This window comes from Hymenobacter sp. H14-R3 (genome assembly GCF_030063445.1).
In the GTDB taxonomy this organism is placed as follows: Bacteria; Bacteroidota; Bacteroidia; order Cytophagales; family Hymenobacteraceae; genus Hymenobacter.
On record NZ_JASITD010000002.1, the window covers coordinates 23,286 to 44,889 of the forward strand.

19 protein-coding genes, 1 pseudogene and 1 riboswitch are annotated in these 21,604 nt (G+C 61.4%); of the genes and pseudogenes, 13 read left to right on the forward strand and 7 right to left on the reverse strand.

Annotated elements, in window-relative coordinates; genetic code table 11:
• Positions 1 to 10: 10 nt before the first annotated feature.
• Positions 11 to 571: pseudogene (locus tag QMK33_RS02040) on the reverse strand (hypothetical protein); the annotation flags it as partial.
• Between the two features lie 44 nt (positions 572 to 615).
• Here QMK33_RS02040 and QMK33_RS02045 point away from each other — a divergent pair.
• From QMK33_RS02045 to QMK33_RS02105, 13 genes are all read left to right on the forward strand, one after another.
• The gene (locus QMK33_RS02045; RefSeq protein ID WP_283562880.1) at positions 616 to 1,947 is read left to right on the forward strand and encodes a glycosyltransferase family 4 protein; all 1,332 of its coding nucleotides are present in this window, start codon (positions 616 to 618) and stop codon (positions 1,945 to 1,947) included.
• Between the two features lie 53 nt (positions 1,948 to 2,000).
• Complete coding sequence (pseB, locus tag QMK33_RS02050) at positions 2,001 to 3,023, forward strand: UDP-N-acetylglucosamine 4,6-dehydratase (inverting) (RefSeq protein ID WP_283562881.1); 1,023 nt, start codon at positions 2,001 to 2,003, stop codon at positions 3,021 to 3,023.
• Between the two features lie 40 nt (positions 3,024 to 3,063).
• Positions 3,064 to 4,248: a UDP-4-amino-4,6-dideoxy-N-acetyl-beta-L-altrosamine transaminase gene (pseC, locus tag QMK33_RS02055; RefSeq protein ID WP_283562882.1), complete on the forward strand. Its 1,185-nt coding sequence runs from the start codon at positions 3,064 to 3,066 to the stop codon at positions 4,246 to 4,248.
• Positions 4,245 to 5,144 carry an aldo/keto reductase gene (locus QMK33_RS02060; RefSeq protein WP_283562883.1) on the forward strand — a complete coding sequence of 300 codons (900 nt, stop codon included), beginning with the start codon at positions 4,245 to 4,247 and terminating at the stop codon, positions 5,142 to 5,144. Before pseC ends, QMK33_RS02060 begins: the two co-directional genes overlap by 4 nt.
• Positions 5,126 to 5,932 carry an SDR family oxidoreductase gene (locus tag QMK33_RS02065; RefSeq protein ID WP_283562884.1) on the forward strand — a complete coding sequence of 269 codons (807 nt, stop codon included), beginning with the start codon at positions 5,126 to 5,128 and terminating at the stop codon, positions 5,930 to 5,932. Before QMK33_RS02060 ends, QMK33_RS02065 begins: the two co-directional genes overlap by 19 nt.
• 50 nt (positions 5,933 to 5,982) lie before the next feature.
• Positions 5,983 to 6,717, forward strand: a complete 735-nt coding sequence (locus tag QMK33_RS02070; protein ID WP_283562885.1) for a cytidylyltransferase domain-containing protein — start codon at positions 5,983 to 5,985, stop codon at positions 6,715 to 6,717.
• Between the two features lie 65 nt (positions 6,718 to 6,782).
• Positions 6,783 to 8,306, forward strand: a complete 1,524-nt coding sequence (gene pseG, locus QMK33_RS02075) for a UDP-2,4-diacetamido-2,4,6-trideoxy-beta-L-altropyranose hydrolase (protein WP_283562886.1) — start codon at positions 6,783 to 6,785, stop codon at positions 8,304 to 8,306.
• Between the two features lie 9 nt (positions 8,307 to 8,315).
• Positions 8,316 to 9,365, forward strand: a complete 1,050-nt coding sequence (gene pseI / locus QMK33_RS02080; protein ID WP_283562887.1) for a pseudaminic acid synthase — start codon at positions 8,316 to 8,318, stop codon at positions 9,363 to 9,365.
• A gap of 125 nt (positions 9,366 to 9,490) precedes the next feature.
• Complete coding sequence (locus QMK33_RS02085) at positions 9,491 to 10,429, forward strand: hypothetical protein (protein WP_283562888.1); 939 nt, start codon at positions 9,491 to 9,493, stop codon at positions 10,427 to 10,429.
• Entirely contained in the window at positions 10,416 to 11,129 is a 714-nt protein-coding gene (locus QMK33_RS02090; protein ID WP_283562889.1) for a PIG-L deacetylase family protein, read from the forward strand. The genes QMK33_RS02085 and QMK33_RS02090 overlap by 14 nt, the downstream gene beginning before the upstream one ends.
• Positions 11,130 to 11,280: 151 nt before the next feature.
• Positions 11,281 to 12,588, forward strand: coding sequence for a hypothetical protein (locus QMK33_RS02095; RefSeq protein WP_283562890.1), 1,308 nt, complete (start codon positions 11,281 to 11,283; stop codon positions 12,586 to 12,588).
• Positions 12,589 to 12,601: 13 nt separating this feature from the next.
• Complete coding sequence (locus tag QMK33_RS02100) at positions 12,602 to 13,978, forward strand: DUF7033 domain-containing protein (protein ID WP_283562891.1); 1,377 nt, start codon at positions 12,602 to 12,604, stop codon at positions 13,976 to 13,978.
• A gap of 56 nt (positions 13,979 to 14,034) precedes the next feature.
• A complete protein-coding gene (locus tag QMK33_RS02105) occupies positions 14,035 to 15,513 on the forward strand; it encodes an oligosaccharide flippase family protein (protein ID WP_283562892.1) in 1,479 nt (492 codons plus the stop codon).
• On the opposite strand, the gene QMK33_RS02110 is transcribed toward QMK33_RS02105, so the two are convergent.
• The 6 genes from QMK33_RS02110 to QMK33_RS02135 all read right to left on the reverse strand — a co-directional run bounded on the left by QMK33_RS02110 (position 15,503) and on the right by QMK33_RS02135 (position 21,597).
• The gene (locus tag QMK33_RS02110) at positions 15,503 to 16,330 is read right to left on the reverse strand and encodes a carboxypeptidase-like regulatory domain-containing protein (RefSeq protein WP_283562893.1); all 828 of its coding nucleotides are present in this window, start codon (positions 16,328 to 16,330) and stop codon (positions 15,503 to 15,505) included. The two genes, QMK33_RS02105 and QMK33_RS02110, sit on opposite strands and share 11 nt — an antisense overlap.
• A gap of 128 nt (positions 16,331 to 16,458) precedes the next feature.
• Positions 16,459 to 16,743, reverse strand: a complete 285-nt coding sequence (locus tag QMK33_RS02115) for a TIGR03643 family protein (protein WP_283562894.1) — start codon at positions 16,741 to 16,743, stop codon at positions 16,459 to 16,461.
• Between the two features lie 128 nt (positions 16,744 to 16,871).
• The gene (locus QMK33_RS02120) at positions 16,872 to 18,332 is read right to left on the reverse strand and encodes an amino acid permease (RefSeq protein WP_283562895.1); all 1,461 of its coding nucleotides are present in this window, start codon (positions 18,330 to 18,332) and stop codon (positions 16,872 to 16,874) included.
• Between the two features lie 218 nt (positions 18,333 to 18,550).
• Positions 18,551 to 18,659, reverse strand: a riboswitch (SAM riboswitch).
• Positions 18,660 to 18,722: 63 nt separating this feature from the next.
• Entirely contained in the window at positions 18,723 to 19,373 is a 651-nt protein-coding gene (locus QMK33_RS02125; RefSeq protein WP_283562896.1) for an HD domain-containing protein, read from the reverse strand.
• An 18-nt stretch (positions 19,374 to 19,391) separates the two neighbouring features.
• Positions 19,392 to 20,411 (reverse strand): Gfo/Idh/MocA family protein, encoded by a 1,020-nt coding sequence (locus QMK33_RS02130; RefSeq protein WP_283562897.1) that lies wholly within the window; start codon positions 20,409 to 20,411, stop codon positions 19,392 to 19,394.
• 1 nt (position 20,412) lies between these two features.
• Positions 20,413 to 21,597 carry a DegT/DnrJ/EryC1/StrS family aminotransferase gene (locus QMK33_RS02135; RefSeq protein ID WP_283562898.1) on the reverse strand — a complete coding sequence of 395 codons (1,185 nt, stop codon included), beginning with the start codon at positions 21,595 to 21,597 and terminating at the stop codon, positions 20,413 to 20,415.
• Positions 21,598 to 21,604: the final 7 nt, after the last annotated feature.

Consider the following 21,604-nt stretch of genomic DNA (forward strand, 5'->3'; position numbering starts at 1 on the left):
GTATTGGGGCTTAGGAAGCTTGGTTAAGCTTGGTTTCTACTGCTAGCAGACGCTGGTGCAGTTCGGCATTGGTGGGCTGCTGGGTTTTCTCAACGTGTGAGATGCGCAGGGCAGCCTCCTCCGTTTGCTCGGTGAGGTGGCCAGCTTGGTCGAAGGTGGCATCTAGGCGGCGGCGAATAGCACTCGTTTCGTCCGTCAGCCGGTCTATCCGCTTGTTCGTGCCGCGAACTTCTTCCGTTAAATCACTCACTTGGGAAGTTAAGTCACTCATTTGGGAAGTCAAGCCACTCATCTGGGAAGTCAAGCCACTCATTTGGGAAGTCAAGTCACTCACTTGGGAAGTCAAGCCACCCACTTGGGAAGTCAAGTCACCCACTTGGGAAGTCAAGCCGCTCATTTGGGAGTTTACCCGCTCGAAGCCATTGTGCATCACCGTGATGAGCTGGTCGATTTGCCGGTTTGTTTGCTCAAATCGCCGGTCAGTCGAGCGCATAAAATCACTGACTTGCGCCATGAATTCCAGCATTTGGTCGTCGCTCATGTCTAACTGGCTATTTGGTGAAAGTCCAAAGTTACGGGAGAAGCAATAAGCATCTAAACGTAGTTTTGCACACTTTGAATTCCCCTCCGCTCCGCCTGCTCGTCATTACCTACTACTGGCCACCTTCGGGCGGGGCCGGCGTGCAGCGCTGCCTGAAATGGGTGAAATACCTGCCTGGCCTGGGCGTGGAGCCCACCGTGATTACCGTGGACCCCGACCAGGCCACCTACCCGGTGCGCGACGAAAGCCTGCTGCGCGAGGTGCCGGCCAGCGTGCGCGTTATCCGCACGGCCACGCTGGAGCCGTTTGGCTCGTACCAAAAGCTGACCGGCCGGGCCGTGCCGCACGGCGGCTTTGCCAACGAGGGCACGCCGGGCTTTACCCAAAAAGCCATGCGCTTTGTGCGGGGCAACTTGTTTATTCCGGACCCGCGCCGGGGCTGGAACGCCTACGCGCTGGCCGCCGTGGAAAAGCTACTGGCCCAGGGTGCCACGTTCGATGCGGTGCTGACTTCTTCGCCGCCGCACTCTACCCAACTTATTGGTTTAGAGCTGCAACGGAAGCACGGCCTGCGCTGGCTGGCCGACCTGCGCGACCCCTGGACCGACATCTACTACACCAAGGACCTGCACCGCACGGCCGCCGCTGCCTGGCTCGATGCCCGCTACGAAAGCCAGGTGCTGCGCAGGGCCGATGCCGTGCTGGTAACCTCGCCCGAAACCGAGCGGCTGTTTCGCCGCAAGCTGCCCGACCTGGCCAAGGGCAAAATAGTGGTGCTGCCCAATGGCTACGATGAAGCTGATTTTCAAGGGGTTTCGGCCCCGCCGACCGACTGCCTGCGCATCACGCACACGGGTACCATCACGGCGCGCTACCGCATCGGGGAGCTGCTGCGGGCCTTGGTGGCCTGCGCTGCGGCCTACCCGGCCTTGCCGCTGCGCCTGCGCTTTGTAGGGCAGGTAGATGAGGGCGTGCGCAGCCAGGTGGCGGCCGCGGGCCTCGGCCCGGTTACCGAGTTCCTGCCCTTTGTACCGCATCAGGAGTCGGTTACTTACTTATTGAATAGCAGCGTGTTATTGATGGGAATTCCTGACGTGGCGCTGAACAAAGGCATTTTGCCGGGCAAGATTTTTGAATATTTGGCGGCGCATAAGCCGGTGTTGTGCGTGAGCCCGGCCGGCTCCGACGCCGACAAAATTCTGCGCGAAGCGGGCGCGGGCCAAGCCCTGCCCTACGACGATTACGACCTGATGCGCCGCACCCTGGACCAACTGGCGCAACGCTGGCTGCGCAGCCCCAACCTCGACCTGCCCGCCGCGGCGGGCGCGGCCCGCTACTCGCGGCAGGCCCAGGCGGCGCAACTTGCTGAGCTAGTGCGCGCCGGCCGCCGGGCCAAGCGCACCTAGCCGCTTGCCAACGCCGGGCGGCCTATTTTTGCGGTTTCATTTCGACTATTTTCATGGCCCTCGACCTCAACGGCAAGTCTTTGCTCATTACCGGTGGCACCGGCTCGTTTGGTAAGCAGTTTGTGCGCACCGTATTTAAGCTGTACCCCGGAGTGCGGCGGATGATTGTGTTTTCGCGTGATGAGCTGAAACAGTACGAGATGAGCCAGGAGTTTCCGCACAGCGAGTACCCGGCCATCCGGTTTTTTATCGGCGATGTGCGCGACGGCGAGCGCCTGCATCGGGCCTGCGAAGGCGTGGATATCATCATCCACGCGGCCGCCCTCAAGCAGGTGCCGGCCGCCGAATACAACCCGATGGAGTGTATCAAAACCAACATCTTCGGGGCCGAAAACGTGATTAACGCCGCCCTCGACTGCGGCGTGAAGGAGGTAGTGGCGCTGAGCACCGACAAGGCGGCCGCGCCCATCAACCTCTACGGCGCTACGAAGCTGTGCTCTGATAAGCTCTTCGTGGCGGCCAATAACATGAAAGGCAGCAGAGACTTACGGCTATCAGTAGTGCGCTACGGCAACGTAATTGGCTCGCGCGGGTCGGTGGTGCCGTTCTTTTTGCAGCAGCGGCACTCGGGCGTACTGCCCATTACGCACCCCGACATGACGCGCTTTAACATTTCGCTGGAGGAAGGTGTTGATTTGGTGCTTTATGCGCTGGAGCACTCGTGGGGCGGTGAGATTTTCGTACCCAAAATTCCTTCGTATAGAATCACGGAAGTAGCCCGCGCCATCGGGCCCGACTGTGAGCAGAAGATAGTGGGCATTCGGCCGGGCGAGAAGCTGCACGAGGAAATGATAACCCAAACCGACGCATTGAGCACGGTAGAGCTCGACCGTTACTACGTCATACTCCCCACTACCTCAGCTGGTTGGAAAGAGGAAGACTTTATCAAGCACTTCAACGGCAAGCGTGTAGCCACCGATTTCCACTACGACTCCGCCAACAACAGCGAGTGGCTATCGGCCGAACAGATTCGGGACGAGATTCGGCTGCACGTTGACGCCAACTTCGAGGTATAAATAACTGTTCGTTAATTAGTTATTATACAAACTAATCAATTTGGAAAACCGCCCAGCCCAGCCGCTGCCCTACGGCCGCCAGCACATTACGGACGAAGACGTGGCGGCCGTGGTGGCTACGTTGCGCTCCGACTTTTTGACCCAAGGCCCTCGTGTTCAAGAGTTTGAAGAAAAATTTGCGACCTACGTGGGGGCGCGCTACGCCGTGGCCGTGAGCAACGGCACGGCCGCCCTGCACCTATGCGCGCTGGCGCTGAATGTGCAGCCGGGGCAGCGCGTCATTACCACGCCCATTACCTTCGCGGCCTCGGCCAATTGCGTGCGCTACTGCGGGGGCGAAGTGCACTTTGCGGATATTGACCCCGTTACGGGACTTATTGATTTACAGGCAGTTAGAGAATTACTGGAAGCCCACCCTAAAGGCTATTATACCGGCCTCATTCCGGTTGATTTTGCCGGGCTGGCCGTGGATATGGAAGCGGCGCGGGCCCTGGCCGACGATTTTGGCCTCTGGCTAATTGAGGATGCCTGCCACGCGCCGGGCGGCTTTTTTGTGGATAGCCAAGGCGCTCAGCAGCAGTGCGGTAGTGGGCAGCTGGCCGAGCTGGCCATCTTCAGCTTTCACCCCGTAAAGCACATTGCCACCGGCGAGGGCGGCATGGTCACCACCAACGACGAGGCCCTCTACCACCGCCTACGCCGCCTGCGCACCCACGGCATCGAGCGCGAGGCAACGGGCCTGTTGCGCCAAGACGAGGGCGGCTGGTACATGGAAATGCAGGAGCTCGGCTATAACTACCGTATCTCCGACATCCTCTGCGCATTAGGCATCAGCCAACTGGCCCGCGCTGAGGCCGGGCTGGCTCGCCGCCGCGAGTTGGCAGCGCAGTACGACGCCGCGTTTGCCGCCCTGCCCGGCGTGGACGTGCTGGCCCCCGGCCGGCCGGGGCACGCCTACCATTTGTACGTAGTGCAGGTGGCCAACCGCCGCGGACTCTACGAGTTTTTGCGCACCAACAACATTCTGACTCAGGTACATTACGTGCCCGTGCACCGAATGCCGTACTACGAAAACCTGGGCTGGAAATTCGGCGATTTTCCGCACGCCGAGGCCTACTATGCCCGCTGCTTGAGCCTGCCACTCTACCCCACCCTCACCGACGCCGAGCAGGCCTACGTTATCGACTGCGTGCGCGAGTTCATGGCTCACAACCCCGTCGCGTGAGCCCCACCCCGGCCGCCCTGCACGCCCTGACGCAGCGGCTGGCCCTGGGCACCGCGCAGTTTGGCCTGGCCTACGGCCTAAACAACCAGGCCGGGCAGCCGGCGCCCGCCGCCGTGGCGGCAATACTGGCCGCTGCCCAGGCCGCTGGCCTCACCCTGCTCGACACGGCCAGCGCCTACGGCAACAGCGAAGCGCGACTGGGTGAGCTAGCCGGCGAAAACCCTAATTTCGAGGTTATTACCAAAGTGCCGGCGGGCCCGGCGGCAGCGGTAAACCAGCACCTGGCCGAGTCGCTGGCCCGCCTGCGGCGCACGCGGCTGTACGGGGTTATGTTCCATGCCTTCGGGCCTTTGCGGGCCGAGCCGGCGGCCTGGCCGGCGCTGCAAGCGGCGCGGACGGCCGGGCAGGTGGCGCGCATCGGCGTGTCGCTCTACCACCCGCACGAGGCCGAATGGCTGCTGGCCCAGGCCTGGGATGTGGACCTGGTGCAGGTGCCGTATAACATTCTGGACCAGCGCTTTGCCGAAGTACTGCCCCGACTGGCCGCGCGGGGCGTGGAGGTGCACGTGCGGTCGGCTTTCCTACAAGGGTTGCTGCTGCGCGAGCCGGCCACGCTGCCCGCCTTCTTCCAGCCGCTGGCCCCGAAACTGACGCGCCTGCGGGCGCTGGCCGCCGGAGCCGGAGTGCCGCTGCCGGCCGCGCTGTTGCTGTTTGCGGCCGGCGCGCCGGGCGTGGCGCGGGCCGTGATTGGGGTCGATTCGGTGGCTAATTTGCACGAAAACCTCTCGGCCGCCGCCTACCTGGACGCGGCCGAAAACCTGCGGCCGGCCCTGCTGGAGCTGGCCGAGCCTACCGACACGCTTATCCTCCCCTACGCATGGCCGCCGCGCCCCTGACCGACCCGTTTTACCGCAATCTATTCGACCTCACCGGCCGCACCGTGCTGCTCACGGGCGGCTACGGGCACCTGGGCCGGGCCATTGCGGCGGGCCTGCTCGCCCACGGCGCGCGGGTAATCGTGCTGGGCCGCAGCGCCGAAAAGTTTACCAACGTTTTCGGGAAAGATACTGACAACGTGCACTTTCTATTTTGCGACGTTTCCGAAACGGCTTCGGTGCAGGCTGCTTTTCGCCAGAGCTTCGACCTGTACGGGCCGCCCAGCGTGCTCATCAACAACGCGTTTTATAGCCGGGGCCAGCAGCCCGACGCGCTGCCCGATGCCGACTTTGCCCTGGGCCTCGACGGCTCGGTGGGCACGGCCTACCGCTGCCTGCGCGAGGTGCTGCCCTACCTGCGCGAGGCGGGCGGCGGCAAAATCATCAACGTGGCCTCCATGTACGGCGTGGTAGCCCCCGATTTTGCGGCCTACGACGCGCACCCCCAGTTCCTGAACCCGCCGCACTACGGCGCGGGTAAGGCCGCTATGATTCAGCTAACCAAGTACTTCGCTTCTTACCTGGGCCCCGAGAATATTCAGGTCAACTGCGTATCGCCGGGGGCTTTTCCGTCGGATGCGGTGCGGAAAGAAGTGGAATTTGAGGGCGAGTTGCGGCGGCGCATTCCGCTGGAGCGGGTGGGCGAGCCGCAGGATTTGGCCGGCGCGTTCGTGTTTCTCAGCTCGGCCGCTGCCAACTTCGTAACCGGCCACAACCTGGTGGTGGATGGCGGCTGGACTATTCGCTAGCGGGAATTAACAATTATAGATTTTTGCTCGTTTACTACGCATAACTTACTATGGTACTAGTACTTATCCAAGCGCGCCTGGGGTCGTCGCGGTTGCCGGGCAAGTCGCAGCTGCCGCTACCGTTATCGGCCCTGGGCGATGAGCAAACCATTCTGGGCCACGTGGTGGGCCGGGCGCGGCGGGCCGCGGCGGTGAGCGAAGTGATGGTAGCCACCACCAACCAGCCGCTCGACGACCCACTAGCGGCGCTGGCCCACCGGCTGGGCACGGGCGTATTTCGGGGTGATGAACAGGATGTACTGGGCCGCTTTGCGGGCGCGCTGGTGCAGGCCGGCGCCTTTACTACGCTAGTGCGCCTCACTGCCGACAACCCGGCCATCGACCCGGCTTTTATGGATGCCGCCGTGGCCCACCATCTCGCCACCGGGGCCGACTACACGCATACAAGCGGCTTACCCTTAGGCACTAATCTCGAAATATTAAGCGCCGCTGCCCTACTGCGCGCCCACCACGAAGCTACCCTGCCCGACGAGCGCGAGCACGTGACGCCCTACCTGCGCCGCCACCCCGAGCTGTTCCGCCTCGAAACCCTGGCCCTGGCGGTGCCGCCCGCCGTAGCAGCTTTGCGCCTCACCATAGACTATCCCAGCGACTACGCGTTGCTAAGCTTGTTATTCAGTGAGTTAGGCCCCAATTTCTCACTGACTAACCCCACCGGCCTGCCCGCACTACTGGCGCGCTACCCCTGGCTGGCGGCCGTCAACGGCGACAACGTGCAGCGGTAACGACAGGCGGCCGCGCTGCCGAGCCAACGCCACCCTTTTGAGCGCCGGCCGTACTTTCGCGGGTAGTGTCGCTCCCTACTTCTTCTGTTACCTCCGGCCGCCTCCTGTTTCGGGTTGATGGCTCCACGATTACCGGCCTGGGCCACTTAGTACGGTGCCAGGCGCTGGCCCAGGCGCTGCAACCGGCCTTGGCAGCCACATTTATCATACGCGAACCGGCCCCAACGATTGCGCAGCAACTGACCGCTGTCGGCATTACCGTACAAACCGTACCGGCTGACGTTCCGCCCGGACTATCCGAAGCTGAATGGCTTGCCAATCAAGTATCTGCCACTGATATACTGGTACTCGATGGCTATCACTTTGGCCCGGCCTACCAGCGGCGGCTGGCCGCCACCGGGGCCGCCCTGGTGTGCCTTGATGACCTGATTACCGCGCCCACCTGGGCCGACGTGGTGCTCAACCAGGCGGGCGGCGTGGCCCCGGTGGCTTATAGCCAAGTGCCGCTGGCGCGCCTTTGCCCGGGGCCGGCCTATGCGCTGCTGCGGCCCGCCTTTTGGCAGCCGGCCCCCGCCCTGCCCGACGATGCGCCGCGCCGGCTGTTTCTCAACATGGGCGGGGCCGACCCCGGCAACCAGACGCTGGCGCTGCTGCCGCAACTGCGGCGGCAGTTTTCGGCCTACCAGGTGGCAGTGGTGACGGGAGCCGCCTACCCGCACCTGGCGGCGCTGCAAGCAGCTACGGCCGCCGATGCGCAGGTGATTTTACGTAATAACTTATCAGCTACGGATTTAGCTGCGCTCTTACGCACCTGCCAGGTATTCGTGTGCCCGCCCAGCGGCGTGGCCTACGAGTGTTGCGCGGCGGGTGGCGCAGTACTGCTGCACCCCACGGCCGACAATCAGCGGGCGCTGTTCGAGTTTCTCACGCGCCAGGAACTGGCCCTGCCGCTGGCCGCCGGCCTGGCGCTTTCCGAGGCTGAATTACCAGCCCTGGCCGCCCGCCAGCGGCCCCGGCAACGGGCACTATTTGATGGCCGGGCCGGCGAGCGCCTGCAAAGCATTTTTGGCGAATTAGCTGCTAGTCAACAGTATATATTACGCCGCGCTACGGCCGCCGATGCGGCGCTGTACTTCGGCTGGGCCAACGACCCGGCCGTGCGCCAATACGCCATTCATCCCGAGCCCATTGCCTGGGAAACGCACGTGGCCTGGTTTAGGCGGCGCTTGCAAGATGCTGATTCTTACCTGTATATCTTGAGCACGGCTGGCGGCGAGCCGGTGGGGCAGGTGCGCGTGGAGTTTGACGGGCCGGACTCGCCGGGGCTGATTGACTACTCGGTGGCGGCGGCGCACCGGGGCCGGGGGCTGGGGGCGGTGCTGCTGCGGCGGGCCTTGCAGCGCCTGCGCCACGACCGGCCCCGCCTGGCGGGCGGCGCGGTGCTGGGCCAGGTGCAGGCTGGTAACGTGGCCTCGGCGCGGGTGTTTGAAGGGTTGCGGTTTGTGCGGCAGGCGGCCGTTACTTTGCGGGGCGAAGCGTACGAAGTATTTCGGCTCGACTTTCCGCTTGACTTTGCGCTTGATTTTTAACTACTTGTTATGCAGGATATTCTGTTGGGAGGCCACCGCATTGGGGCTGGCCAGCCGCCCTTTATCATCGCCGAAATGTCGGGCAACCACGGCCAGTCGCTGGAGCGCGCCCTCGCCATTGTGGATGCCGCGGCCGATGCCGGCTGCCAGGGCCTGAAAATTCAGACCAGCACGCCCGACATGCTCACGCTCGACAGCCGCGAGCCCGATTTTGTGGTGCGTGGGGCCAACCAGGACTGGGAAGGCCAGTCGCTCTACGAGCTGTATACCACCAACTTCACGCCCTTCGAGTGGCACGCCGCCATTTTTGCCCGCGCCCAGGAGCGCGGCATGGTGGGCTTCAGCTCACCGTTTGGCATCGAGGCCATCGAGTTTTTGGAAAGCGTGGGCTGCCCGGCCTACAAAATCGCGTCCTTCGAGAACAACTGGCCGGCCCTGATTCGGCGCGCCGCCCAAACCGGCAAGCCCATCATCGTCTCGACTGGCATGGCCGACCTGGCCGATTTAGAGCGCGTGGTCAGCATTGTGCGGGGCGAGGGTAATGAGCAGCTCGTGCTGCTCAAATGCACCAGCACTTACCCCGCCGAGCCGCTCAACACCAACCTGCGCACCATTCCGCACCTGCGCGAACTCTTTGATTGTCAAGTTGGTCTGTCGGACCACACCATGGGCACCGGCGTGAGCGTGGCCGCCACCGTGCTCGGGGCCACCGTCATCGAAAAGCACCTCACCCTGAGCCGCGCCGACGGCGGCCCCGACGGCTCCTTCTCGATGGAGCCCGCCGAAATGGCCCATCTCGTGCACGAGTGCCGCCAGGCCCAGCAGGCGCTGGGCGGCGTATACTACGGCCCCACCGCTGCCGAGCGCAAGTCGCTGGCCTTCCGCCGCTCGCTCTACGTGGTGCAGGACGTGGCCGAGGGCGAAAACTTAACCACTGATAACGTGCGCGTTATTCGGCCCGGCCACGGCCTGGCCCCGCACTTGCTGCCCCAGGTGCTGGGCCGGCCCGCCCGCCGCGCGCTCCGCCGGGGCACGGCCCTGGGCTGGGATATGCTGTAACCAGTAAATGAGTAACCAGTAAATGAGTAAGGGGAAGGCCATCAAAAGTGGCTGCTTGCCCTCGGAGCTCTACTTATTTATCCACTCGCCTCCCAACCTACCTTACTCATTTACTCATTTACTTTATGCAGATTCACCGCTTCGAAAACGGCAGCTACATCATTGCCGAGCATCTTACGCTGGGCCACAACGTGCAGGTGGGGCCGCACACCACCATTCGGGCCACCGAGTGCGTAATTGGCGACAACGTGACCATCGGCGAGCACAATTCTTTTCTGGTGGGCCAGCGCCTCGAAATTGGTGCGCTGACTACCATTGGCAGCCATAACAACCTCACGGCCCGCACTATCCAGCTGGGCGAGTACGTGTTTTGGGATTCGCACGTGACGGTGGGGCACGGCGGTAAGTTTAGTCCCAACGCGCACCTCACGGTGGGGTCATACTCGATGATTTGCGCCCGCATCACGCTGAATACTAACCACCGCATCGACATTGGCGAGTACGTGGGCGTGGGCGAAGACGTGGCCATCTGGACGCACGGCTCGTTTTTGCCGGTGCTCGACGGCTTCCCGGCCGATTTTGGCCCCGTCAGCATCGGGCACCACGTGTGGCTGCCGGCCCGCACCACCGTATTGCCCAACCGGCGCATCGGCAACAACGTGGTAGTGGGCACTAACTCTCTGATTAACAAAGATTTACCTGATGGCTGCCTGGCCGGCGGCATTCCGGTGAAAGTGCTGCGCGAAAACGCCTACCCCAACGACGATGCGACGCGCAACGCCGCCCTGGTGCGCCAGCTAGTGGCCGACTACGCCGAGCTGGCCGACTACAAAGAGCTGAGCGCCGACATTAGCTATGATGAGGATAACCAGACCATTACCTGCAATGAGGTGGTGTTTCACCTGGCCACGCTGAAGGCTTTTGGCACGTTTACCCGCATTGAGGAGGATTTCCGCGATTACCTGCGCCGCCGCGGCATCAAGTTTTTCACTGGCAAGCCCTTCAAATCGACCCTGCCCGACGAGTACCGCCGCCTGCTCCATTCGCCCGATGACTTCATTTAGCCTTGATAACCAGAAGATTCTGGTTGTAGTAGCGCACCCCGACGACGAGCTGCTGGGCCTCGGAGCCACCATTCACCGGCTGGTGCAGCGGCACGGCTGCGAGGCGCGGGCCGTGATTTTGGGCGAAGGCCTCACCTCGCGCACCGCCACCCGCGACACCGCCCACTGGGCCGCCGACCTAGCCACCCACCGCGCCAACATTGCGCGGGCCGCCACGGCCATCGGCTACGCCTCCACGGGCATCTACGACTTTGCCGACAACCGCTTCGATTCAGTTGATTTACTGGATATTATCAAAGTAGTGGAGCACGAAAAGGAGACGTTTCAGCCCCGCCTCATTTTCACGCACCACGGCGGCGACACCAACATCGACCACCGCCGCACCTTCGAGGCGGTGGTTACGGCCTGCCGCCCGCTGCCCGGCGAGCCACCCCGCACCATCCTGTCCTGCGAAACGCCCTCCTCCACCGAGTGGCAGGCCGCCAGCTACCCGCAGCCCTTTCTCCCCAATTTCTTTCTCGCTGTGAATGAGGAAGATGTGGCCGCCAAAATCGCCGGGATGGAAGCCTACGAGTTTGAAAAGCGCGCCTTTCCGCACCCCCGCTCGCCCGAGGCGCTGCGCCTGCTGGCCCAGCGCTGGGGCGTGGTCACGGGCCAGCCCCTGGCCGAAGCGTTTATGCTAGTGCGGCACATTGGGTAAGGCTTAGGGTTAGTATGGGTGATGCTTACTATCAAAATAGTACGTCATGCTGAACGCAGTGAAGCATCTCGCTCGCTTCATCCAACGAGGCGAGCGAGATGCTTCACTACGTTCAGCATGACGTTCTTAATTTTCAATCAATAGTTTATTAATGCCCAACCAATTACCCCACCTAATTACCCGGCTGCGCGACATCCTCTACGTGCGCTTGAGCGACCATTTCGCGGCGTTTCCGGTGGCGGTGCTGGCGGGTATTTCGCCAGCCAACCCGCTGAAGCGGCTGGCGCGGGTAGCCGGCTATGCGGGGCTGCGGCTGGTGGGGCACCTATTTCAACCCATCAAAAACCCCGGCCAGCTGCGCGGCGCGGTGTGGCTCTACGTGGTGAGCGCCAATAATTACGAGGCGCTAAAATTCATTGCCGACGCCCGGCTCGACGCCGTGCTGGTGGCGGGTCAGGGGAAGAATATCGGGCGCTACGGAGCGGTAGTCAACCGGCTTTCGCTACGGCGTAAGCTGCTGTATTACGGGCAGTACCCCGCCGCACTGCTGGGCTTGCGCCGCCAGGTAGGCAGCCGGGCGCTGCGGTTTTTTGACCTCATTTTTTATGCCGTGGGCTACTACGAAGTGTACCGCCGAGCGCTGCGGCACTACCGCCCGCAAGCCGTGGTTTTTGCCAACGACCACAACGACGACGCCCGCGCCCTGTTACTGGCTTGCCGCGCCGAGGGCGTGCCCACCGCCTACGTGCAGCACGCCAGCGTGAGCGCCAGCTTCCCGCCGCTGGGCTTCGACCTCAGCCTGCTCGAAGGGCAGGACGCGCTGGACAAATACCGCCTCTGTGGCCCCGTGCGCGGCCGCGTGGCGCTGGTGGGCATGCCCAAGGCCGACGCTTTTTTGAACCAGCGCAACCTCACGCCGCGGGTGCGCCGCGTAGCCGTGGCCTGCAACCTACTCGACGAGCTGCCCGCCCTGGCCACCGCCCTGGCCTACCTACTGCATGGGCTACCAGAGCTGGCGCTTACGCTACGCCCCCACCCTGGCGACCGGCGCGATTTTACAGCGCTGCGCCAGGCACTCCCGGCTTTGCAATGGTCTGACCCCCAGCAGGAAAACGTATTCCAATTTCTGCTGCGCCACGATGCGCTGGTGGCTGCCGACACCAGCACCCACCTCGAAGCCACGCTGCTCAACGTGGCTAGCGTGTACTATCGCTTCACCCCCACGCCCACCCTGGCCGACTACTACGGCTACGCCGCCCACGGTCTCAGCGAGTGGGCCCACTCGCTGCCCGAGCTAGCTGCGGCCCTGGCGCGCCTAGCCCAGCACAAGCCCGCCGACCTCTACCAGCGGGCGGCCTATTACAACGCCACCCTCGGCACCCCCGACGAAGGCCACAGCCGGGCGCTGGCCCTGCGCCAGTTGGCCGAGTGGCTAGCCGCCCCGGCCGCAGCAGCGTAAATTCGTGGTTCTTATGCAGCCCACTACTTTACCACCGCTGGTTCCAGTTTCCGTTTCGACCGAAACGCGGCTAGCGTATGTGCTGGACCATTTTCGGCTGGCTTACCCCGGCGCGCCGGCCGTGCTGGTGGGCTATGCCGCCCACCAGCTCCAGGTCGAGATTGCCGCGGGCAATGAGCAATTTTTTGCGGGTGTACAGCCTTACCCGGCCGCCCCCAACTGGCGCGAATGGCAGGGCCAGCGGGTGCCGTTTTTCTTCGATAATTCACCGGACAAACCGCTACTGGTTTTGCAGGATGACAAGGTATTTATTGCGGCTGATATTATTTCGGCTGCGTTTTATTTACTAAGCGGCTGGCAAGAATATTTTTCGACGGAGCGCGACCGGCACGGGCGATTTCCTTACGGGGCCAGCGTGCAGAAGATACATGGTTTCGTGACGCTGCCGGTCGTCAATTATTATTTCGACGTGCTGCGAGCGGCAATTGAGCACGTGAGCCAGCAACCCTTGCAGCCGCGCCGCTGGGGTAGCCAACAAGCTGATTTTGCGGCGTTTATCTCGCACGATATCGACAACCTGCGCAGCGCTTGGAAAGCGCCGGCCAAGGCGGCCCTGAAGCAGCGCAAACTAGGCTTATTCAGCAAATTAGCCTGGCGCCATTTTACCCAACCCGATGCTTGGGATAATTTGGAAGCCGTGGCCGCCGCTACGGCGCAATACGGGGCCAAGTCCACGTTTTTTATCCTGCCTAGCAGTAAAAAAGCGGCCAACGGCACTCCTAATGCCGATTACCGCCTCACACCTAAATTGCGGCAGCGGCTATGGCAGTTAGAAGAACAGGGCTGTGAGCTCGGCCTGCACAACAGCATCGGCACAAGCACGGGGCAAACAGGTATTTTCGGTAAAAAAATTCCTTTTAATGCCACAGGTTGCCGTTTTCATTATTTGAGTTGGGAACCGCGCATCACCCCATTTGTAGTCACTTTCAGCCCAGCAGCAGCCGAAAGTTTTATTTACGATAGCACCCTGGGGTTTGCCGAGCATTTTGGCTTTCGTCATAGCTTTTGTTTACCATTTTATCTCTTCGATTTTAGCAATGCAGAAGCGTTCGGTTTTTTAGAAATTCCGCTCAACGTTATGGATACTACCCTGCATCATCCGAATTATTTACAACTAAACCCGGCCGAGATTTTACCCACACTCCGCCCCGTTTTTGCGGAAGTAAAAAAGTTTGGGGGCGTGGCTTCGGTGCTCTGGCACAACGAGAACTTCGACCCGGCAAATACCCAAAACGGGCCGCAGCAGTTTCACGAAATAATGACTCATTTGCAGCAGCAAGGCGCGTTTTTTTTAACGGGAAGCGAAATAGCGTCGAGTATTTCTTACTAACTAGGAAGCCCCAGCCCAATTCATAATATTTAATTCATAATATTTAATTCAAAAAATTGGGTATCGTTCGGCGGCAGGGGCTGCGCAACACATTTATTTCGTACGTCGGGCTGGGCATTGGCTTTGTCAATACTACGCTGGTGCTGCCGCGGCTGCTGGCCCCAGCGCAGCTGGGGCTGGTGTCGGTGCTACTGAGTTTGGCCACGATGGGCGCGCTGGTGTCGGCGCTGGGCTTCACCAACACCACTATGCGGTATTTTCCGTACTTCCGTAACCGGGAGGCGGGGCACTCGGGCTACCTAGTTCTGCTGCTGGCGCTGCCGCTGGCCATGTTTGGGGTGGTGGCGAGCGGGCTGTGGCTAGGCCGGCCGCTGGTGTTGCGCTGGTACGCCCACGATGCGGGCCTGCTGGGGCCGCACTACCCCATGATGCTGGCGCTGGCGCTGTGCATTCTCGTCTACAACTTACTCGAATCTTATACTAAGTCGCTGTTTCACACCTCGTTCTCTTCCTTTCTGACCGATGTAGTGCAGCGGCTGCTCATTATGGGCGCGGCCCTGCTCTACGGCATGGGCTACCTGTCGTTCGATGGCTTCGTGCTGGCTTACCTAGGCAGCTGCGCTACTATTTCGGTGCTGCTGCTGAGTTATTTAGCTGCCATTGGCGAGCTGCACCTGCGGCCCACGCGGGCGGTGCTGCGGGTGCGGCCCATTGGCGAGCTGGTGCGCTACGGTGGCTTTGCACTGCTAGGCAATATCTCGGGTACGCTGCTGGTTACCATCGACTCGCTGATGCTGGGCGCGCACAGCTTTGCCGATGCCGGCATTTATACCATCGCCCTCAGCATCAGCACGGCGCTGGCGGTGCCATTTCGGGCGCTGTATAAAACGGCCCATCCGCTCATTGCCGAGTATTGGAAGGACGGCGCGACCGATAAAATGCTGGATTTTTACCAGCGCACTACCCGCCTCACCACCGCGCTGGGCAGCTACCTGGCCCTGGGCATCGGCCTCAACCTGCCATTTATCTACGCCCTCATTCACAAGCCAGCCTACGCGGCGGGCACGGTGGCCGTGCTGCTGCTACTGGCCGGCCGCCTCACCGACGGCATCACGGGCGTAAACGGCATTATCGTGGTCACGTCGCCGCGCTACCGCTACGATTTAGTGTTCAACCTGGGGCTCACCGCAGCCATCATTATGCTCAACAACCTGCTCATCCCGCGTTTTGGCCTTACCGGGGCGGCTATTTCTAACGCGCTGGCCCTCATTATCTTCAACCTGGGGCGCACCTGGTTTGTATGGCACAGCTTCGGCTGGCAACCGTTTGATAGGCGCATTGCCTACATTCTGGCGCTGGCGGCCGGCGCGGCGTTTGTAGCCTGGGTGCTCCCTGTTCCCACCAATATCTGGCTAACGCTGCTGGTGCGCGGCGGCGTACTCACGGTGCTCTACGGGGCGGGGCTGCTGGTTACGGGGCTGGTGCCGGAGGTGTCACAACTGGCGCGCAAGGTGGGGCTGAGTGCTAGAAAGTAACAGCAAATTCCCCGTTGGTTATAGTCAGGTCATCAGGCGCACCTGGAATAGAAACCCCAGTACGCGCTAGTGCCTTGAATTCAAAGGTACCGGCGGCTACGCCCGCTTGTGCATCATAACGAGTGAGGCGCATGCTACCGGCTGGTGTGTAATAAACGGACTGGTAAGTCAACGACAGTTCCGGCTTATTATTTAAATAAATTGCGTGATAACCGACGGGTATTGTACGATTAGGACCACCTAGAATATAGGTGCCAGCCCCAGCAAATAATTTCCCATTTTCGTCATCCTCAGGCAAATATATCCCGCAGTCGCTTACCTGCCGAGCCGTACCAAATTCGCCGGTACGGCCCCATAAATTAAAGTATTTTCCCTCTCCCTGAACCTTGATAAAGGTAGTAGCCGAATACGTTTTACCATCAAGTGTCCATTTCATAATGCCGCGCCCAACACCGTCGTGCGTGACGAGCGGAATCTGCGGCGTAGTCGTTGTGCCAGCGACTACCTTCACCGGCACCCACACAGGGAAATTGTCGGGGGCGGTGGCGGTGGTCACGAATTTCAGAGTGTAAGTACCCGGCGGCACCGAAAAGAACGTGAAAGCTCCCGTTTGCGGGTCGGGCGCAGTAGTGTATACCGTGCCGTTGGCGGCCGTGGCGGTTACGCTCGTGGCGCTCACTACCTCCGCTACGGGTGGCATAGCGCCAGCGATGGTGCCGGCCGGCGTCATGTTATCACGCGAGCAGGCAGTGATGACTAAACCGACGCATAGGGCTATTTTTAACGCGTACCGGGTTGAGAGCAGCGAGCGGGTCATCGGGAAGAGCCAATAGTATTTTGGTCCTAAGATAAAGCACTTACCTTATTCTTTAGCAATTAACTCGGTTAATTATCAGACCGAACCAGAAAACTGTCCTTATCGGCTCTACCCCACAGCCCAGCGCCCTACCCGCGCTTGGATATTTTATTGCCCGTAATGGACCGTTGCAAGCCGGACTTAAATCGGGCGTCATCCACGGCGCTTTTGGCTTGGTGCTTGGTGGCGCGGCCCTGCACCCGCTCGCGCCAGCGGCGCCACGAGGCGGGCTTCAGTTCGCGGCGCATCAACTCGATAACAGCTTGCTCGGGCAGCCCAAACTGCGCCAGGATGGCCTCAAACGGCGTGCGGTCTTCCCAGGCCATTTCGATGATGCGGTCGATGTCCTCGGCCTTAGTTGGTAGCTCTTCCATAACGTAAAAATGCCTTGGCAGCCCAGCGGGTGCCGGGCTGCCAAGGCATACAGAAAAGCGGCGGAAAGAGTTGGCCGAATATCGCAGCCAATTACCTTATTAGGTAAATTTATTAAAACAACTTATTGTTAGTCAATTAGTTGCGTTGCCTCTTGCTGTTGGCGCAATTTACTGTTTTTGCGGCCGTAGCCGTAGTAGATGGCCAGGCCGATGGCCAGCCACACGGCTAGCCGCAACCAGGTTTCCCAGGGCAGGCTCGCCATCATCACCAGGCAGGTAATGATGCCCAGGATGGGCACCAGCGGCACCCACGGCGTGCGGAAGCTGCGCGGCGCATCAGGGTCAGTTTTGCGCAGGATGATGATGCCCAGGCACACCATTACGAAGGCCAGCAGCGTGCCGATGCTCACCATTTCGCCCACAATATTGATGGGTACGAAGCCCGCAAACAACGCAATGAACGCGCCCAACAGCAGGTTGGACTGCACGGGCGTGCGAAACTTGGGGTGAATTTTGGAGAACGCCGGGGGCAATAAGCCGTCCTTCGACATGGAGAAAAATACCCGCGACTGCCCCAGCAAATCGACCAGAATCACGGACGTGTAGCCAATGAGAATGGCCAGAATAATGGCCCCGCTGAGCCAGGCGTAAGGCGTTTTTTCGATGGCGATGGCCACCGGCGCGGCGCTATTTTTAAACTCGGTATAATTGGCCAGGCCCGTGAGCACGTAGCCGAACAGGATAAACAGTATCGTGCAGACTACCAGCGACCCCAGAATACCGATGGGCATATTGCGCTGCGGATTCTTGGTTTCCTGGGCCATGGTAGCCACAATGTCGAACCCAATAAACACGAAGAAAATAACTCCCGCGCCGCGCAAAATACCGCTCCAGCCAAACTCGCCAAACTTACCCGTATTTTCCGGAATAAAGGGGTGGTAGTTGGCCGGGTCAATGTACTTCCAGCCCAGCGCAATAAATACCAGCACAACGGCCACCTTGAGGGCCACCACCAGCGCATTAAACCACGCCGAGCCCGACGTGCCCCGGATAATAACCGCCGTAATGGCCAGCACCACCAGCATGGCCGGCAGGTTGGCGTAGCCGTGCACCACCGAGCCGTCGTGCAGGGTGGCGGTTTCAAAAGGCGAGAGCACAAATTGCGCGGGCAAGTGCAGGTTGTATTTCTCCAAAAACTTGAGTAAATACTGCGACCAGCTGATGGCCACTGTGGCCGCGCCCACCGAGTATTCGAGCACGAGGTCCCAGCCGATTATCCAGGCAAACAGCTCACCCATAGTAGCATACGAGTAGGTGTAGGCCGAGCCCGCCACCGGCACCAGCGCCGCAAACTCGGCGTAGCACAGGGCGGAGAATGCGCAGCCCACGGCCGCTACCACGAAGGAGAGCGTTACGGCCGGCCCGGCGTGGTTGGCCGCCGCCAGGCCAGTGAGCGAAAACAGCCCCGCCCCAATAATTACCCCAATGCCTAAGCCAATAAGGCTAAAGCCATTAAGCGTTCGCTTGAGCGTGCCCGCGCCCGATTCGGCAGCTTCCTGCCGTAGGAGTTCCAGTGATTTTTTCAGCATAAAATAAAGTGCGGCACGCACCTCAACGGCCCGCGTCCAAACGACTACACCGGCCGGTGTTAAGCACCCAGCCAGCCCTAGTCAACCCACAAAAAAGAAAGTAGTTACGTCCGCGTTTGTCAGGCTTGCGCTCAACAACAACACGCTTGGCCCGCCCGCGAGGCAGCGCCGAAAAAAACAACCGAAATACCAGAAACGAAAGCGCAGAGAGCCACAGGCTTTTATATGGCCGCTATGGTTTAGCGGCCGGTCGGTTGGCACCGTTCCGCGGGGGCGGGGGTTGCCGGCGCGTCGCAGAGCCTATCTCTCAGCGCCTCTTTATAAAAACAAGCTGGGCCAGGTGGCCTGCTCGACGGCGCAAAGGTAAGGCCGGATGTTGGTTTGGTGAGCCTAAGCGGGCAATTCGCCTTGCTCCCAGGCCGTCAGTTCGGCTTGCAGGTTGCGGCGGGCGGCGGCGGCGAAGGCCGCGTGCAGGGCGGGCGTGTGAAACAGTACCGGCGCGGCCAGCAGCTTGGCCAGCACCTTGCGGCGGCCGGGGCGGTAGAGCAGGTCGGGTACGAGGCGGTACTCGCGGCGCACCTGCCGGGCATAATCCCAGTAATCGGCCGCGGGCGCGCCCAGAACACTCAAGTCGGCATCCAGAAACAGCAGCAAATCAGCATCATCGGGCGGCTGGGGCTGGGTGTGGTCCTGGGTGCGGCGGATGAGGTCGGCCACCCGCGCCTGGCGAGCGGGCGCCAGGGTGGTGGCTTGCAGAAAAGCCAGCGCCCAGTCGGCGCTTTTGGCTTCGTTGTCGGAGCGCAGGGCACTGTATACCGCATCGTGAAACCAAATGGCCAGCTCCACCACTACCCTATCTTCCAGCTGCTGGTCAGCCACTTGGTTGAGCAGGTTGCGAATATGCTGCAAGTTGTGGTAGTGGCGCGCAGGGGCATCGTAAGCCACCAGCAGCTTGGCCAGCTCGGCCTCGCGGCGGGCGTGGTCGGGCAGTAGCGGGGCAGTGAGGACGTGCCAATGCTGGCTGAGGTCGGCGTGGTTCATGGCTGGCGCTGGCTAAGGTTACCGCAGGGCGTAGATACGCTCAATTATTTCCACCACCTTCAGGCCTTCCAGCGCATTGGTGGTAGCGGCGCTACGCTGCTTAAGTGTATCTATCACATTATCAATTACTTGTACATGATTAGCGGCTGAGCCCTGGTAAGAACCGTAATCGTTGGCGGGGTTGGTGGGCGGCAAGGTGGGCAGGGTATAACCCTGTAAGTGGCAGTATTCCACTTTGTCGAGGTATTGGCCGCCGAGCTTGAGCGAGCCGCGCTCGGCCACCACCGTGAGGGAGCTTTCGAGGTTGCGGTCCCACACGGCGGTACTGTAGCTGAGCGTGCCACTACCGCCGCGCACCAGGTCAAACGTGACGAGGCCGCTGTCCTCAAACTCGGTGATACCCTCATGAGTGAAATCGCGAAACCGCGCCGCGAGGTTGGTAATATCGCCAAATACCCAGTACAGCAAATCCACGAAATGGCTGAACTGGGTAAAAAGCGTGCCGCCATCGAGGGCCTGCGTGCCCTTCCAGCCGCCGGGGCGGTAGTAGCGCGCATCGCGGTTCCAGAAGCAGTTGAGCTGCACCAGAAACACCTCACCCAGGCGGCCTTCGTCCACCACCTGCTTGAGCCAGGCGGCGGGCGGCGAGTAGCGGTTCTGCATCACCCCAAAAACCAGGCGGCCCATTTGCTGAGCCGCTTGCACAATCAGCTCAGCATCAGTAGTATGCAGAGCAATCGGCTTTTCAATTACCACGTGCAGGCCATGGCGCAGGCCAGCCACCGCCTGCGGGGCGTGCAGGCCGTTGGGCGTGGCCACGGTGAGCACATCGGCGGCGGGACCGGCTTGCAGGTATTCTGCGAGTGAGGCAAAAAACGGCACGCCCGGAAACTCGGCCACTAGGCCCACGCGCAACTCCGCACGCTCATCAATAAGGGCCACCAGCGCCGCCCCGGCGTGGCGCGCCACCAGCGCCGCGTGCCGCCGACCAATGTGGCCCACCCCACAGATGGCGAAGCGGACGGGAGAAGTTGACATACTATAGGAGATAATTTGATTTCAACTCCGCGCATTCCGTGCGAAAAAATGGCTTCATTGCCGCCGCCACGTATTCTACCTGCTCCCCGGTCAGCCCCGGATGAATGGGCAACGACAGGACCTGCCCGCACAGCCGCTCGGCCACCGGAAAATCGCCCGCCTGGTAGCCCAGATAGGCATAAGCTGGCTGCGCGTGCACCGGCAATGGGTAATAAATCGCCGTTGGAATACCTTGAACTTTAAGCTGTTGCTGCAACGCATCGCGCCGCCCCTGCCCTTCCACCAAGAGGGTATATTGATGAAAAACGTGGCTGCTGCGCGGGTCGCGAAATGGAACTTGCAGGCCTGCAAAGCCGCCTAGCGTAGCATCGTAGCGGGCAGCCACGGCCTGGCGGGCGGCCTGCGCGGCGGGCAAGTGGCGCAGCTTCACGCGCAGCAGGGCCGCTTGCAGGGTGTCAAGACGCGAATTGAGGCCAATGCACTGGTGGTGGTATTTCTGGCTTTGGCCGTGGTTGGCGAGCTGGCGCAGCAGCTCAGCGCGGGCCGCGTCGTGGGTAAAGAGTGCGCCACCATCGCCGAGGCAACCCAGGTTTTTGCTCGGAAAAAAGGAAGTGGTGCCCACCTCACCCACCGTACCGGCATACGCCCTTTTGCCGCTGGCGAAAGTAAACACAGCACCCAGCGCCTGGGCATTATCCTCAATAAGCGCCACGCCCGCCACCTGGCAAACAGCCATTAAATCTTCTAAATCAGCACATTGCCCAAATAAATGCACCGCTATCACAGCCCCGGTGCGCGGCGTGAGCGCCGCCCGCACGGCGGCCGGGTCCAGGTTGAAGGTATCGGGGCGCACATCGGCCAGCACCGGGCGCAGGCCCAGCAGCGCGGCGGCCTCCAGGGTGGCCACGTAGGTGAAGGCCGGCACAATTACCTCGGTGCCGGGCGGCAGCCCCAGGCTCAGCAGCGCCAGTGTGAGAGCATCGGTGCCGTTGGCGCAGGGCACCACGTGCGCGCCGCCTATGTGCGCGCTCAGCTCGGCGGCAAACTCGCCCACCGCCGGCCCCTGAATGAACGCGCCCGCCCGCAGCGTGTCGTGCCAAGCCGCATCCAGCTCGCCTTGGTAGGCGGCGTGCTCAGCAGCCAGGTCGAGTAGTAAAATAGGCGAAAAAGGCAACGCAGGCGGCATAAACAGG

What these genes read in the sequence shown, in the direction of transcription:
- pseB (WP_283562881.1), top strand. Translation starts at nt 2,001, where the DNA reads ATGGCCCTCGACCTCAACGGCAAGTCTTTGCTCATTACCGGTGGCACC.
- QMK33_RS02065 (WP_283562884.1), top strand. Translation starts at nt 5,126, where the DNA reads ATGGCCGCCGCGCCCCTGACCGACCCGTTTTACCGCAATCTATTCGAC.
- QMK33_RS02070 (WP_283562885.1), top strand. Translation starts at nt 5,983, where the DNA reads ATGGTACTAGTACTTATCCAAGCGCGCCTGGGGTCGTCGCGGTTGCCG.
- pseI (WP_283562887.1), top strand. Translation starts at nt 8,316, where the DNA reads ATGCAGGATATTCTGTTGGGAGGCCACCGCATTGGGGCTGGCCAGCCG.
- QMK33_RS02085 (WP_283562888.1), top strand. Translation starts at nt 9,491, where the DNA reads ATGCAGATTCACCGCTTCGAAAACGGCAGCTACATCATTGCCGAGCAT.
- QMK33_RS02090 (WP_283562889.1), top strand. Translation starts at nt 10,416, where the DNA reads ATGACTTCATTTAGCCTTGATAACCAGAAGATTCTGGTTGTAGTAGCG.
- QMK33_RS02095 (WP_283562890.1), top strand. Translation starts at nt 11,281, where the DNA reads ATGCCCAACCAATTACCCCACCTAATTACCCGGCTGCGCGACATCCTC.
- QMK33_RS02100 (WP_283562891.1), top strand. Translation starts at nt 12,602, where the DNA reads ATGCAGCCCACTACTTTACCACCGCTGGTTCCAGTTTCCGTTTCGACC.
- QMK33_RS02110 (WP_283562893.1), bottom strand. Translation starts at nt 16,330, where the DNA reads ATGACCCGCTCGCTGCTCTCAACCCGGTACGCGTTAAAAATAGCCCTA.
- QMK33_RS02115 (WP_283562894.1), bottom strand. Translation starts at nt 16,743, where the DNA reads ATGGAAGAGCTACCAACTAAGGCCGAGGACATCGACCGCATCATCGAA.
- QMK33_RS02120 (WP_283562895.1), bottom strand. Translation starts at nt 18,332, where the DNA reads ATGCTGAAAAAATCACTGGAACTCCTACGGCAGGAAGCTGCCGAATCG.
- QMK33_RS02125 (WP_283562896.1), bottom strand. Translation starts at nt 19,373, where the DNA reads ATGAACCACGCCGACCTCAGCCAGCATTGGCACGTCCTCACTGCCCCG.
- QMK33_RS02130 (WP_283562897.1), bottom strand. Translation starts at nt 20,411, where the DNA reads ATGTCAACTTCTCCCGTCCGCTTCGCCATCTGTGGGGTGGGCCACATT.
- QMK33_RS02135 (WP_283562898.1), bottom strand. Translation starts at nt 21,597, where the DNA reads ATGCCGCCTGCGTTGCCTTTTTCGCCTATTTTACTACTCGACCTGGCT.